This window comes from Neobacillus sp. plas4 (genome assembly GCF_057221695.1).
The window spans coordinates 4,279,166-4,291,897 of record NZ_CM170152.1; the positions used below are offsets into that span (position 1 = coordinate 4,279,166).

17 protein-coding genes are annotated in these 12,732 nt (G+C 38.5%); 4 read left to right on the plus strand and 13 right to left on the minus strand.

All coding sequences use genetic code 11. From position 1 onward, the window contains the following. Window positions 1–114: 114 nt before the first annotated feature. The 6 genes from xerD to AC2TFD_RS21565 form a co-directional block, all read right to left on the minus strand. Window positions 115–1,011, minus strand: a complete 897-nt coding sequence (gene xerD / locus AC2TFD_RS21540; protein WP_484673923.1) for a site-specific tyrosine recombinase XerD — start codon at window positions 1,009–1,011, stop codon at window positions 115–117. Between the two features lie 5 nt (window positions 1,012–1,016). Next, window positions 1,017–1,244 carry a YqzK family protein gene (locus AC2TFD_RS21545; protein ID WP_335511530.1) on the minus strand — a complete coding sequence of 76 codons (228 nt, stop codon included), beginning with the start codon at window positions 1,242–1,244 and terminating at the stop codon, window positions 1,017–1,019. A 155-nt stretch (window positions 1,245–1,399) separates the two neighbouring features. Then, the gene (fur, locus tag AC2TFD_RS21550) at window positions 1,400–1,864 is read right to left on the minus strand and encodes a ferric iron uptake transcriptional regulator (protein WP_335511528.1); all 465 of its coding nucleotides are present in this window, start codon (window positions 1,862–1,864) and stop codon (window positions 1,400–1,402) included. 109 nt (window positions 1,865–1,973) lie between these two features. Further along, window positions 1,974–2,618 carry a stage II sporulation protein M gene (spoIIM, locus tag AC2TFD_RS21555; protein ID WP_335511526.1) on the minus strand — a complete coding sequence of 215 codons (645 nt, stop codon included), beginning with the start codon at window positions 2,616–2,618 and terminating at the stop codon, window positions 1,974–1,976. Window positions 2,619–2,900: 282 nt separating this feature from the next. Further along, window positions 2,901–4,064: an endonuclease Q family protein gene (locus AC2TFD_RS21560; protein WP_484673924.1), complete on the minus strand. Its 1,164-nt coding sequence runs from the start codon at window positions 4,062–4,064 to the stop codon at window positions 2,901–2,903. Beyond that, window positions 4,061–4,615 carry an NUDIX hydrolase gene (locus AC2TFD_RS21565; protein ID WP_335511521.1) on the minus strand — a complete coding sequence of 185 codons (555 nt, stop codon included), beginning with the start codon at window positions 4,613–4,615 and terminating at the stop codon, window positions 4,061–4,063. Before AC2TFD_RS21565 ends, AC2TFD_RS21560 begins: the two co-directional genes overlap by 4 nt. Window positions 4,616–4,688: 73 nt before the next feature. Between AC2TFD_RS21565 and mciZ the strand changes: the two genes are divergently transcribed. Further along, on the plus strand, window positions 4,689–4,820 hold the full coding sequence (mciZ, locus tag AC2TFD_RS21570; protein ID WP_335511519.1) for a Z-ring formation inhibitor MciZ: 132 nt from the start codon (window positions 4,689–4,691) through the stop codon (window positions 4,818–4,820). Window positions 4,821–4,876: 56 nt separating this feature from the next. Beyond that, entirely contained in the window at window positions 4,877–5,788 is a 912-nt protein-coding gene (locus tag AC2TFD_RS21575) for an aldo/keto reductase (protein ID WP_484673925.1), read from the plus strand. Window positions 5,789–5,819: 31 nt separating this feature from the next. On the opposite strand, the gene AC2TFD_RS21580 is transcribed toward AC2TFD_RS21575, so the two are convergent. The 4 genes from AC2TFD_RS21580 to AC2TFD_RS21595 form a co-directional block, all read right to left on the minus strand. Then, window positions 5,820–6,074 (minus strand): YqkE family protein, encoded by a 255-nt coding sequence (locus tag AC2TFD_RS21580; protein WP_335511515.1) that lies wholly within the window; start codon window positions 6,072–6,074, stop codon window positions 5,820–5,822. An 80-nt stretch (window positions 6,075–6,154) separates the two neighbouring features. Further along, window positions 6,155–6,811: a 3-oxoacid CoA-transferase subunit B gene (locus AC2TFD_RS21585; RefSeq protein ID WP_484673926.1), complete on the minus strand. Its 657-nt coding sequence runs from the start codon at window positions 6,809–6,811 to the stop codon at window positions 6,155–6,157. Window positions 6,812–6,833: 22 nt separating this feature from the next. Beyond that, window positions 6,834–7,523 (minus strand): CoA transferase subunit A, encoded by a 690-nt coding sequence (locus AC2TFD_RS21590; protein ID WP_335511510.1) that lies wholly within the window; start codon window positions 7,521–7,523, stop codon window positions 6,834–6,836. A gap of 29 nt (window positions 7,524–7,552) precedes the next feature. Beyond that, complete coding sequence (locus AC2TFD_RS21595; RefSeq protein ID WP_335511508.1) at window positions 7,553–8,740, minus strand: acetyl-CoA C-acetyltransferase; 1,188 nt, start codon at window positions 8,738–8,740, stop codon at window positions 7,553–7,555. A 202-nt stretch (window positions 8,741–8,942) separates the two neighbouring features. Between AC2TFD_RS21595 and AC2TFD_RS21600 the strand changes: the two genes are divergently transcribed. Continuing rightward, entirely contained in the window at window positions 8,943–9,083 is a 141-nt protein-coding gene (locus tag AC2TFD_RS21600; protein WP_335511506.1) for a hypothetical protein, read from the plus strand. A 254-nt stretch (window positions 9,084–9,337) separates the two neighbouring features. Beyond that, window positions 9,338–10,261, plus strand: coding sequence for an alpha/beta hydrolase (locus AC2TFD_RS21605; protein WP_484673927.1), 924 nt, complete (start codon window positions 9,338–9,340; stop codon window positions 10,259–10,261). 87 nt (window positions 10,262–10,348) lie between these two features. Here AC2TFD_RS21605 and AC2TFD_RS21610 read toward each other — a convergent pair whose 3' ends face one another. From AC2TFD_RS21610 to AC2TFD_RS21620, 3 genes are all read right to left on the minus strand, one after another. After that, window positions 10,349–10,681, minus strand: coding sequence for an iron-sulfur cluster biosynthesis family protein (locus tag AC2TFD_RS21610; RefSeq protein ID WP_484673928.1), 333 nt, complete (start codon window positions 10,679–10,681; stop codon window positions 10,349–10,351). Between the two features lie 102 nt (window positions 10,682–10,783). Then, entirely contained in the window at window positions 10,784–11,278 is a 495-nt protein-coding gene (locus tag AC2TFD_RS21615) for a DinB family protein (protein WP_484673929.1), read from the minus strand. A gap of 93 nt (window positions 11,279–11,371) precedes the next feature. Beyond that, window positions 11,372–12,565 carry an FAD-dependent monooxygenase gene (locus tag AC2TFD_RS21620; RefSeq protein ID WP_335510636.1) on the minus strand — a complete coding sequence of 398 codons (1,194 nt, stop codon included), beginning with the start codon at window positions 12,563–12,565 and terminating at the stop codon, window positions 11,372–11,374. Window positions 12,566–12,732: the final 167 nt, after the last annotated feature.

Genomic DNA, 12,732 nt, shown 5'->3' on the forward strand with positions numbered 1-12,732 from the left:
TGTCAGAAGTCTGACTTCTATATTTTACTAAACTCTTGTATAAATACAAGAAAAAGCTGCCATTTATTTTGGCAGCTTTTCGACATTTTTTAATTTCTTTAAACTATCATCCTATTAAGCTCTTGGATGAAATTTGCTATAGACATCCTTTAATCTTGTCTTCGTGAGATGAGTATAAATTTGCGTCGTTGAGATATCAGCATGTCCGAGCATTTCTTGAACTGCTCTTAAATCAGCTCCATTTTCCAAAAGGTGTGTCGCAAATGAATGACGTAGTGTGTGTGGAGTAAGTTCACTGTCGATTCCAGCTTCTTTAGCCAGTTTTTTTAAAATTTTCCAAAAACCTTGTCGTGTTAGTCGCTTTCCATGATGGTTTAAAAATAAAGCTGAATCTATAGGCAGATTTTTTGAAACGAAATTTTGCCTGCCATGTTCTATGTAACGTTTTAGGGCATCTGCTGCTGTTTTTCCTATTGGAATGATTCGCTCTTTATTGGTATTACTTGTAACATGAATAAATCCCATTGTTACATTTACATGTTCTACGTCAATTTCAATTAACTCAGAAACACGAATACCCGTTGCATAAAGGAGCTCGAGCATTGCCTTGTCCCTTAAACCAAAATGTCCTTGTCCATTTGGTAAGTCTAAAAGTTTTTCTACTTCTTCTAAGCTCAAAACCTTTGGCATTGCCCTCTCTGACTTAGGAGGTTCGATTAGCACAGACGGGTCCTGATAGACCGCCTGCTCACGTAATAAAAATTGATGGAATGCACGAATAGAAGCTACGTGCCTTGCGATTGTTTTCGCTGACTTCCCTTGTTCCTTTAAAAAGGACAAGAAATGGACAATATGTGCCCGCTGCACATGATTTAATGAATCAACTGCTTCGACATGTTTAATATACTGAAGATAGCTTTTCAAATCTCGTTCATAGGAAAGCAACGTATTCTTCGCCATCCTTCTTTCAACAAGCATGAACTGCATAAACTTTTTTAAATAATCATCCATAACGATTACTCCCCGTTTAAGTAAAACAAAATCAGCCGATCCAGCCAAGATGGATTTTGCTCATGATTCAAAGTGGATACCTTTAATGCTGAGCCTTCTGGTGAATCATAGCGATGATAATTTTGATACTCTTCATTTACCCACATAATACCATAATAAAAGAGAACCGTGCACCCAGTAAATATAATAAAAACCTTTAAGGTTTGTAGTACTACTTTAATAAAAGAGAACATTTACCTTCCCCCAAACTGTTTAGCCTAGTAAAAGATATGCCAATTTGTCCAACTTTTATACCTAATCAAGTTATTTTGGGGGAATAAATTTTTAATGATGAAAAGAATCATAGAAATAATAAAAGTCCTTTTTACTCAAAAAGGACTTTCAATTATTATTCGTTTTTTTCTTCTGCTTTTCCTTTATCTTGGCAACGATAACAGATGCCATGGAAGGTAAGCCGGTGATCTTTTATGATGAAATTCCACCTGCGTTCAACTGTAGCCTCAACATCTTCAAGAAGATCCTCTTGAATTTCATCAACTGCTCCACATTCAATACAAACGAGATGATGATGAAAATGAGCGGCCCCTTCTTGGCGAAGGTCATATCGAGAAACTCCATCACCAAAGTTAATTTTATCAACAATTTTCAATTCAGTTAGTAATTCAAGTGTACGATAGACAGTTGCCAATCCGATTTCAGGCGATTTTTCTTTAACAAGGAGGTATACATCTTCTGCACTTAAATGATCCTCTTCATGCTCTAACAATACCCGAACGGTTGATTCACGTTGAGGTGTTAGCTTATAGCTAGATGAATGCAACTGCTTTTTTATTCTCTCAATTCTAGTCTCCATCCGAAGTCCCTCCCTCGCCGCTGCTATTCTCATTATAACAGATGAGAAAGAGGAGTCAAAATAAAATTATTATAAACAAGATATTATAACTAATATTATATAATATTAATTATAAATTAAGTGAACCCATCATCGTTTTCATTAACCAAGGAGATACATATGCCTCGACCCCCGAAGCAGCAGAAATAAGAACTACAGCGACAACAAAGCTTACTATATAGTTCTTAAAAAATGGCAGGATTGGCTGACCATATTTCTTGAAGAATTGTTTTTTTATCATTCTCAATGAGAATATGACTGAAAATGCAGCCATCATAATGAAAACGGGAATGATAATCAAATTTTGTGGCAAAATGGACACAAATGCAAGTAAAAATCCTTTTATGCCCAATTGACTTACTAAGAAACCAACCGTAAAACCAACCACCAAGCCTTTAATAAATAAGACAATGAGGATTACTGGAAGCCCAATAATCGATATTCCCAAAATCCAGATCAACCCAATAAACTTGCTGTTATGAAGAAAGCTTTGTGCAAATAAATCATTATTTTCTGCTACCTTACCATTTTGAATTTGACCAAAGAATTGTGATAGATAATAAAACAAGTCTTCTTTTTGAGTGATACTCATGCTATTTACGACAATCGCTCCAAAAATGACTCCCATTAAAAATAAAATGACAATAAATAAAAAAATTGAGGAATGCTCACGGAAATAACTGGCGGCATCGGTCTGGTACAATCGTTTCTTCATCTGCGGTTCCTCCTATTTCTCTCGGGTTAAGTTATTACATTTTATGCGCTTCTAGTAATTCTATGACGATAAATTAGTAGATTTAATTTTTAGAAGAGGGAGAGTGGGGCATCGCAGATATATTTTGATTTATCGCAGATATAATTGCATTTACGCAGACATATTTGGTTTATCGCAGATAAACTCCATTTAACGCAGATATATTAATTTTTCCAATCTATTACGACTAAAAACCCGGCAGATTTTAGTTACTCTGCCAGGTTTTTAAATATAAATATGAAATTAATCTGCTATTTTTCCGTATTTTCCGCCGCCGCCTGCAGCTAAATTTACTTTTCCTTCTCTAGCTTTCATGATGAGGCCGGCTATTTTAGCTGGAACCACTTCGGTTAATGCTTCAAAAGGAACTTCGTGTAAAATGGCCATTTCGGAACCAAAATGATTAACTAGCTTTTCAAGTAATTTTGAACCTAATCCAGGGATAAATTCAAGTGGAACTTGATGGACATAGATGGGACGGCCTTCTGGGCTCTGTTCAACTGTCTTCAATTCAAGGATTCGGTCCGCTACACCTTTAATAATCTTATTACTACCGCATTGACTACAGATTTGATCTTCCTCGCCAGCAGGATGCAAGCATTTTGCACAGACGGTTTTGTGATATTTTCCAAGGAGCGGATCTAAACCATAGTTCGCTATGATTTGCCTGCCGTCTTCCTTTTTTAATGCCTTCCCTAATTCTTTAAAAGAAGGTTCGTTCATCGATATAACCTGATATTCACGGGCAATTTTCGCTAATGAGTGAGCATCTGAATTGGTTACAAAGGTATAGTTGTGTAATTCTTTAATTTGGTCTGCCATGCTTGTATCAGAACTTAATCCCAGCTCAATCCCATCTATAAGGTTGGGATCGAAAACTTCTGTTAATGATTTATTGACACCTTTACCGTATAGACTTTTAAAAGGTGTAAACACATGGGCAGGAATAAATAAACCGCCTAGTTCTTTTACCTTTCTTTGTAATTCCAGACCTGACGCATATATTCGCTGCGAACTTAATTGAACATTTTTCAAATGACCCGATAGCCAATTGGAAAACTCTCTCATGATCACGATAGTAGGAAAATAACAAAGTACATGAATCGGTCCATTACATTGTTCATCATAGATTTCTAACTCGGAACCAGGAATAATCGTTAAATCACCAAATGCCAAACCGCCATCTGGATGTTCAACAATGTCACCGCCAGAAACCAGGCTTTCCATTTCTAGAATTACTTCTGGTGAATGACTATCAATAATTCCAACCATATTCAGTCCTTTTTCGTGCCGCGCATGCTCAATGATGTTTGTAAATGTTAATGATTTGGCACCTGTTATTTTTACAGGCTTTCCGGTCCATGTTCTTCCGATATGAATATGTAAATCTACATAATATCTTTTCATTTTCTTGCCAGCACCTCTTGTAGCTGCAGATATTGAACAGCATAGGCAGTTTTGGCGTCATAGATTTTTTGGTCCTTCACGTATTGAACTGCTTCATCCAAAGTTATCTCTTCGAGGTTTACAAATTCATCTTCATCCAGTGGTGCTGCATTTTCTTTCTTCGTTAATCCCTTAGCAATAAACAGATGAACGATTTCATCAGCGAAACCAGGTGATGTATAAAACGAAACGAGAAGCTCCAGACTTTCGCATTCATATCCTGTCTCTTCCTCTAATTCTCTGCGCGCACAAAGTGCAGGCTCTTCACCTTTTTCTAGCTTGCCTGCTGGGATTTCAACAATCGTTCGTTCCAGTGCTTTACGAAATTGCTCTACCATCACAATTTTATTATGATCCGTAAGCGCTAAAATAGCGACTGCACCTGGATGTTTGACGATTTCCCTTTTGGACTGTTTTCCATTTGGAAGTTCAACATCCTGAAGATGAAGACTAATTACTTTACCTGAAAAAATCTCCTCACTATGTATCGTTTTTTCAGTAAGGTTACTCATCTAGATCAACTCCTGTTCTAATTCGGGATATGCACTTCATACATTTTACCATACTTGATTTGGAGGGGTATGGATGAAGGTATACGTGCATGACAAAGGGATTATTCTTGTAGGGAAAGGATGGGAGATTATCCAAAAGCTAAAAGAATACAATAAGAATTATTCGACAGTTGCCGAATGGGTTGAAAATGTCTCAGCTAAATAACCTTTACATTTGTAGTCTACCCCGTTCTTTACTAAAATTAGGACGGGGTGATCATTTTGAAAAAAAGAAAACTTGGAAACTCTGACTTATGGGTAACAGAGCTAGGCTTAGGCTGTATGTCGATTGGAACAGAGGAAAAAGCTGCTAGAAAGATTATAGAGACCGCGTTAGATGAGGGAATAAATTATTTTGATACGGCAGATTTATATGATTTTGGTGAAAATGAAAAAATTGTCGGTGCTGCTTTAAAAGAAGTACGTGAAAAGGTAATTCTTGCGACAAAGGCTGGTAATCGCTGGAGACCTGATAAGTCAGGGTGGTCGTGGGATCCATCAAAATCGTACATAAAGGAAGCAGTCAAACAAAGTTTGACACGACTTGGCACAGATTATATTGATATGTATCAGCTACATGGCGGAACCATTGAGGATCGAATGGATGAAACTATTGAGGCATTTGATGAATTAAAGTCTGAAGGCTATATCCGCTATTATGGAATTTCATCGATTCGGCCTAATGTCATTCGTGAGTATGTGAGGAAATCTCATATGATTTCTGTTATGATGCAATACAGTATTTTAGACCGGCGCCCAGAAGAAGAAGTATTGCCTCTTTTGCAGGAACATGGGATTAGCGTGGTGACCCGCGGTCCGCTCGCAAAAGGGCTCTTAAGTGATAAAATGCTAGAGAAGGTGTCACCAAAAGGATATCAAGACTATAGTGAAAAAGAGCTGCTTGAAGTGCTGCCGATACTGAAAGACAAGCTGGCATCGGACCGCTCATTTACAGAAATTGCACTTCAATATAATTTGGCACATCCTGCGGTTGCCTCTGTTGTGACTGGAGCCAGCAGTGCGGAACAAGTTAGAAGCAATGCCCGCAGTATAAAAAGCCAGCCGCTGACACAAGATGAACTTGCTTTAATCAAAAAACTATCCAAGGCAAATGTTTATAAAGATCATCGTTAAGAAAGGAGAGCAGACGCTCTCCTTTTTACTATTATTTAAACTCCTTCCAGTTCATCCCGCTTTCGTTGAGCAGCTCCTCAAATGATTTATTCTTTTCTTTTAAGCGGCGTTCTTCACGTTTACGCTGTTCTTCTTCTTTTCTTTTACGCTCCTCTGTCTCTTTAAGCTGATCCTGCTGTTCTTTAAGCTGTTTAATTAATTCCGGGTTAATCATATCTTTCAGCGTTACCGCTGCTTCTTCTTTTTTTGGTTTAGATTGATTTTTTTGTTTCGATTTCTTTTTCATCCTAAACTCCCCCATAAACATCTTTTTATATGTATTATAGCAAAAAGCAGGCTGTTCAATGAACAGCCTGCTTTATATTTTTAATAAGCTTCTAGCACCACGTTTTCGTCCACTGCTAGCGATGCCTCAGTTGAATTGATTACATCCTCGACAGAATATCCTTTAGCAACTTCAACAAGTTTTAACCCTGCCTCGGTTACATCCATTACCGCTCGTTCAGTAATAATTCGATCAACGACACCTTTTCCTGTTAACGGAAGTGTACATCGTTTCAAAATTTTGGATTCACCGTGCTTGTTCACATGCTCCATAATGACAATGATTTTTTGGGCTCCATGGACGAGGTCCATTGCTCCGCCCATCCCTTTTATCATTTTCCCTGGAATCATCCAGTTTGCGAGATCTCCGGTTTCAGAAACCTCCATACCTCCAAGGATGGCTATATTTATATGTCCACCGCGAATCATCGCAAAAGATTCAGCACTATCAAAATATGCCGCACCGCTAATCGCAGTTACCGTTTCTTTCCCTGCATTGATTAAATCGGGGTCAACTTCTTCCTCGGTAGGATAGGGACCAATCCCAAGCAGACCATTTTCCGATTGAAGGACAACCTGTTTATTTCCAGAAATAAAATTAGCAACCAGCGTCGGCATACCGATTCCTAGGTTTACATAGAAACCGTCTTCAATTTCTTTCTCTGCCCTTATCGCAATTCTCTCTCTAACAGAGACCATTGGCAAGCTCTCCTTCCCCAAGTTATTTTCTAACTGTCATTCTCTCAATCCGTTTTTCCTGCTTACCTTCTATAATCATCTGAACGTAAACGCTCGGAGTATGGATAAAATTCGGATCGAGTTCCCCGATTTCACAGAGTGTCTCCACTTCAGCAATCGTTACTTTACCAGCCGCAGCGATCATCGGGTTAAAGTTCCGTGCAGTTTTGTGGTAGACGAGATTCCCCATCTTGTCACCTTTCCAGGCCCTGACAATACTAAAATCAGCAGTCAATGCTTCTTCTAGCAGATACTCTCTGCCATTAAACACCTTGGTTTCCTTGCCATCCGCAATTGGTGTTCCCACCCCTGCTGGAGTATAAAAGGCTGGAATCCCTGCACCACCTGCTCTTATTTTTTCCGCTAAAGTACCTTGTGGTGTCAATTCTACTTCAAGTTCACCTGCTAAAACTTGTCTCTCAAACTCTTTATTTTCACCCACATAGGAACCTATCATTTTTTTAATCTGTTTATTTTTCAAAAGCGGTCCAAGACCCCAATCATCGATTCCACAGTTATTCGAAATAACGGTTAAATCCTTTACCCCTTTATCAACCAGGGCCGAAATTAGATTTTCAGGAATGCCGCACAAACCGAAACCGCCGACCATCAATGTCGCTCCATCTTGAATATCAGCGACAGCCTCTTGAAAGGATGTACTAATTTTCTTCATCGTGATCGTTCTCCCCTCTTTGTAAGAGTTTATGCTAGCTCAACGATCGTTGCTACCCCTTGACCGCCGCCAATACAAAGAGTTGCTAATCCTTTTTGGGCGTTTCTGCGTTTCATCTCATGAATCAGTGTAACAAGAATTCTTGCACCACTAGCGCCGATTGGGTGACCGAGTGCAATCGCTCCGCCATTAACATTTAGGATATCTTTATTAAATTGAAGTTCACGGTCAACTGCTAATGCTTGCGCTGCAAATGCCTCATTTGCTTCAATTAAATCAAGTTCTTCGATAGAAATAGATGCTTTTTCGAGCACTTTCTTTACAGCAGGTACCGGACCTATTCCCATAATGCTTGGATCAACACCTGCACTTGCATTCCCTTTAATCGTTACTAATGGCTTTAATCCTAATTCATCCGCTTTTTTCCTGCTCATTACAACTAATGCAGCTGCTCCATCATTGATTCCGGAGGCATTACCAGCTGTTACGCTGCCATCTTTTTTGAATGCTGGACGTAATCCTGCAAGTTTTTCAGCTGTTGTTCCTTTTTTCGGATATTCATCGGTATCAAAAACAATTGGGTCACCTTTGCGCTGTGGAATTACAACAGGGACAATCTCATCTTTAAACTTACCTTCCTCAATTGCCTTAACAGCCTTCTCCTGACTCCATGCTGAAAATTGGTCCTGCTCTTCTCTCGTAATGGAATATTTATCTGCCAAGTTTTCAGCTGTAATTCCCATATGATATTGATTAAAAACACATGTCAATCCGTCACTAGTCATAGTATCTATTAATTTTTGATCACCCATTTTAAAACCATCACGGGCATTTTTTAATATGTAAGGAGCTTGGTTCATGTTCTCCATTCCACCAGCAACAACAATCTCTGCATCTCCTGCTAGAATTGCCTGAGTTGCCAAGTGAACAGCCTTTAATCCTGAACCGCAGACTTTATTGATCGTCATTGAGGAAACACTTTCAGGAATTCCTGCAGCGATAGCAGCTTGTCTTGCAGGGTTTTGACCAAGACCCGCCTGCAGTACGTTTCCTAAAATAACTTCATCCACTTGTTCTGGTTTTACGCCTGCTTGTTCAAGTGCTCCTTTGATAGCTGTTGCCCCTAATTCTGGTGCTGATACATTTTTCAAGCTTCCGTTAAAACTACCTAATGCTGTACGTACGGCACTCACAATTACTACTTCTGTTTGGCTCATTTTCTATCGCTCCTCTTCAATATGTATTACCTTTACTTAATTCTACAAAATTCCTGAAAACCCTCTTATTTTGTCAAAATTTCTATAATTCTTGTTTTTTTGAATTGAGCCGTTCTTCATTAAACATTTTCAGATGAATAATCAGTCTTCTATATATGCACCTTATTAAATGAAACTACTTCTCGAAGGGAGTCTGAAGAGTATGAGCCAAAAACGCGATAAAGGATACAGCCAAAAAGGTAAGGATTACGCAGAAACAGCAGGTGGAGGCAAGCGGATGATTGCTGCCGAGGAACTAGAAAAAGCACTACATCCAACCAAGAGACAGAATGCAGAGCAATAAGAAATGCGGAAGCGCCTTGCACAGGGGCTACAGGCATAAGACGAGCCGTCGAGAAGGTTGCTCTTTAACCTTCTCGACGGATTGGCTTATGACCCGAGCCCCTAGGCGCTGGAGCTAGACAGTTCTCAAAGTTCAAATAGCTATTATTTTTATTTTAATTAAGCCGCTAAATGGAGTTAGCGGCTTTTCCTATGTTAAAATAATGCTAACATTACCAAATAATTACTATTGGCGAACCTTCTGGAGGTGTACTTGTGAGAAAAGCGTTACGAGCTCTTCTAATTTCATTCCTGTTTACATTTTCTTTAGGTTTTTATTTTACAAATCGACTCATGTATTTTAAAAAGAAGGATGAGCAATTTATTGTACAGCGTGAAAAGGAAGCGGGAAGATTTAATCCCGAACAGTTCGATTCTCTTCCTAAGCGGGAAGTTACAATTGAATCTCCCTTTGGCTATCCCATTAAAGCTCTGCTTGTAGAGCCACACGTTTCCAATCGCTATGTCATTATTTCTCATGGTGTGACCGAAACAAAAATTAATTCCATTAAATATATGAATCTATTCCTAGAAAACGGATTTAATGCCGTTATCTATGACCATCGCCGCCATGGGGAGTCTGGGGGAAAGACTACCAGCTTTGGCCACTATGAAAAGTTCGATTTAAAAGCTGTAATTGATTGGTTAAAAAAAGAGAAGGGATCTACACTTACGCTTGGGATCCATGGTGAATCGATGGGCGCGGCTACAATGCTCCTGTATGCCGGTATGCTTGAGGATGGTGCTGATTTTTATATTGCGGACTGTCCGTTTTCTGACTTAAAAGAGCAGCTTTCTTATCAGCTTAAAAAAGAATACAAAATGATACCGTCACTCTCAATTCCCATCGCTGATTTTATTTTGCGCTTGCGTGAAAAATATTCAATTAGACACGTTTCGCCAATTTCTGTTATTGAAAATATCAGGAATCCTATTTTATTTATTCACAGTGAGAACGATGATTTTATTCTTCCGGCTATGACAAAAGAATTATACGAGAAAAAACAAGGTCCAAAAATGCTTTATCTCGCTGTAAACGGTCGCCATGCCCAGTCTTTTAATGAAAATCCAGAGGATTATCGCCGAGTCTTAGATGAATTTTTAAAAACATACGTTGTCAATGGCGAGTTCTATGGGTAAAATTCACTACATCTGCGATAAATGCATTATATCTGCGTTAATGGAAATATATCTGCTTTCCTAAAAAAACAGACTGCCCAGAGTGGGTCAGTCTGTTTTTCCTTTCAAAATTAAACTCATATATCCATTTAAGATTTGCTGAGGACTTTTTAATTGAAAGCTATTACTTGCAGTGGAAAAATCAATTTTCATCTTTTCATCAAAGAAGACAGTTTTCGACTTTTCCATATATATAGTGCGTTCGTTCGTCTCAATTGTCATATCGTCAGAATCAAGTTCAGGTACATACCACAAAGCGAACACCCCGCTTACTACACATCCGCAGCCATCTATATCATACTTCAACTTTAAATAGCCTTCGGTACCATTAATTCGCTCATTAAGTTTCTCAGCAGCTGCCGATGTTATCATAATCTCCATGTTTTAAATCTCCCCCCTGCTAGCATGCACTAATTGTAACACAATCTTTTGTCATTCTTAGTGTTTTTGCTATAAGAGGCCTCAGCTACTTAGTACTGGTATTTATTGAATCTTTTCCAAATGACGTACAATTTGCCCGTAATGTCCAGTTACGTGTTTTACGATTAAGTGGTCGACTAAAAAGGATAACGGTTTACCATCAAATTTTGGATTATAGCTTGGGGCTGTTTTTATCAGATCCTCTTCTGTCACTTTTACAAGCACTGCCTCTACCTTCGGAACTAAGTTTTGAAGTTCCGTTATGGCCTCCTCTTTATTAATACGTGATACAACCTTTTCATCTACTGCAGCTAAACGGCGTACATGTTCGTGATTACGTCCCCATTTAGCACCTGGAACAACTAGCAGCGCTTCCAAATCTGCAGCCCAAAATTCTACAGCTTCTATTATATGGGAAACAATTTGCATGGCCGACCATTCTGATTCAGAAGGTTTAACATAAAGGGCTGCCTCTTCCGTATTATTCAATACCGCTACAATATCCTCAATACTCTTTTTAAAGATTTCTACTTTTTCATTCAGAACTGTTGTTGTCATTGAATGTCCTCCTTCATATTCACTTACTATATTAATTTTAAAAAAGCGCTAGAGTTAACTCTAACGCATTTTTATTTTGCAATAAGTTATAAACTAGCAATTAACACGTTGGTAATTTTTATTGAAATAGCCATATAGGAAATCAACAACATGGTAATCAGTTGGTTTATGTTGTTCAAAAATAAAATTACGAAGCGCAAGTGCAGTTTGATCCTCTGCGTGAATAATTTCGCCCCATCTGCGTGCTGATCCTTGTACCATTGAAGAACGTGGGATACGAACTTCTTGATATGCCTTAAATGCTTCTTCGTAAGAGTTATGTTTCTTTAATTCCTCACCTAATACAAACGCATCTTCAAGGGCTTGAACTCCGCCTTGAGCTAAATATTGAAGCATTGCATGACCAGAATCTCCTAATAGCGTAATGTTGCCATTTGTCCAATTGTCGATTGGTTCACGGTCATACATTTGCCAGCGGAATTGACGGTTAATGTAAGTTAAAGCGTTCTCAACTTTTGGATGACAATGTTCAAAACGACGTGCCATTTCTTCAGGGGTTCCCCAGTCTTCTACAGTCGCATCATATGATTTAAATACCACTACTTGGTTGTAAAGCTCTCCGCGGCGAACTGGGTATTGTACCATGTGCAGGTTGGGTCCAATCCACATAATTACATCGTCTAAGTCTAAGTTTGCGGTAGAAGCCACTTCTTCGATTGGAATCGTTCCACGGTAAGCAACATACGCAGAGTTTACTGGTTTATCATCAACTAGCTGCTTACGCATGTTTGATTTTACCCCATCGGCACCAATAACTGCTTCTGCAGTAAACGTTTCACCATTTTGGTTAACAATAGTTACAGTATCACCATTTTGTTCTGCCGTTTGAATACATTGGTTGGTAAAGAATTTAATATTACTGTTTTTTTGACATGCTTCATAAAGAACTCTGTGTAAGTCGGAGCGATGTAATACGATGTATGGCTGGCCGAATTCTTTTTGGAAACCTTCTCCTAAATCCAGAACGGCTAATTCTTTTGCAGTATAAACATCTTTTAGGACAAGACGTTTTGGTACTACTGCATGTTTTAAAATTTCTTCTTTTACACCTAAACGGTCTAAAACTTCTAACGCATTTGGTGCTAACTGAATTCCTGCACCTACTTCTCCAAACTCAGGTGCCTGCTCAAAAACCGCTACAGACTTACCACTTTCTTGAACTGATAGTGCTGCTGCTAAACCACCGATTCCTCCGCCTACTACAATAATATCGCTTACATTTGTCATTGACTATTCCCCTCCAACTGAGTTATTATCTTCCACAAATAGAGAACTTAGTTACCTGATAAGAAAACTTTAAATCATTTTTCACTGTTTCGTCAACAAAAAACTTTTAAAATTTAGAAATTTCTATTAATCGTTTTTCTGGTATTATCCAAAATTAATCGAAAAAG

Excerpts from the sequence above, each read along its gene's own strand:
- xerD (WP_484673923.1), bottom strand. The coding sequence starts at position 1,011 with ATGGATGATTATTTAAAAAAGTTTATGCAGTTCATGCTTGTTGAAAGA.
- AC2TFD_RS21545 (WP_335511530.1), bottom strand. The coding sequence starts at position 1,244 with ATGTTCTCTTTTATTAAAGTAGTACTACAAACCTTAAAGGTTTTTATT.
- fur (WP_335511528.1), bottom strand. The coding sequence starts at position 1,864 with ATGGAGACTAGAATTGAGAGAATAAAAAAGCAGTTGCATTCATCTAGC.
- spoIIM (WP_335511526.1), bottom strand. The coding sequence starts at position 2,618 with ATGAAGAAACGATTGTACCAGACCGATGCCGCCAGTTATTTCCGTGAG.
- AC2TFD_RS21560 (WP_484673924.1), bottom strand. The coding sequence starts at position 4,064 with ATGAAAAGATATTATGTAGATTTACATATTCATATCGGAAGAACATGG.
- AC2TFD_RS21565 (WP_335511521.1), bottom strand. The coding sequence starts at position 4,615 with ATGAGTAACCTTACTGAAAAAACGATACATAGTGAGGAGATTTTTTCA.
- mciZ (WP_335511519.1), top strand. The coding sequence starts at position 4,689 with ATGAAGGTATACGTGCATGACAAAGGGATTATTCTTGTAGGGAAAGGA.
- AC2TFD_RS21580 (WP_335511515.1), bottom strand. The coding sequence starts at position 6,074 with ATGAAAAAGAAATCGAAACAAAAAAATCAATCTAAACCAAAAAAAGAA.
- AC2TFD_RS21585 (WP_484673926.1), bottom strand. The coding sequence starts at position 6,811 with ATGGTCTCTGTTAGAGAGAGAATTGCGATAAGGGCAGAGAAAGAAATT.
- AC2TFD_RS21590 (WP_335511510.1), bottom strand. The coding sequence starts at position 7,523 with ATGAAGAAAATTAGTACATCCTTTCAAGAGGCTGTCGCTGATATTCAA.
- AC2TFD_RS21595 (WP_335511508.1), bottom strand. The coding sequence starts at position 8,740 with ATGAGCCAAACAGAAGTAGTAATTGTGAGTGCCGTACGTACAGCATTA.
- AC2TFD_RS21600 (WP_335511506.1), top strand. The coding sequence starts at position 8,943 with ATGAGCCAAAAACGCGATAAAGGATACAGCCAAAAAGGTAAGGATTAC.
- AC2TFD_RS21610 (WP_484673928.1), bottom strand. The coding sequence starts at position 10,681 with ATGGAGATTATGATAACATCGGCAGCTGCTGAGAAACTTAATGAGCGA.
- AC2TFD_RS21615 (WP_484673929.1), bottom strand. The coding sequence starts at position 11,278 with ATGACAACAACAGTTCTGAATGAAAAAGTAGAAATCTTTAAAAAGAGT.
- AC2TFD_RS21620 (WP_335510636.1), bottom strand. The coding sequence starts at position 12,565 with ATGACAAATGTAAGCGATATTATTGTAGTAGGCGGAGGAATCGGTGGT.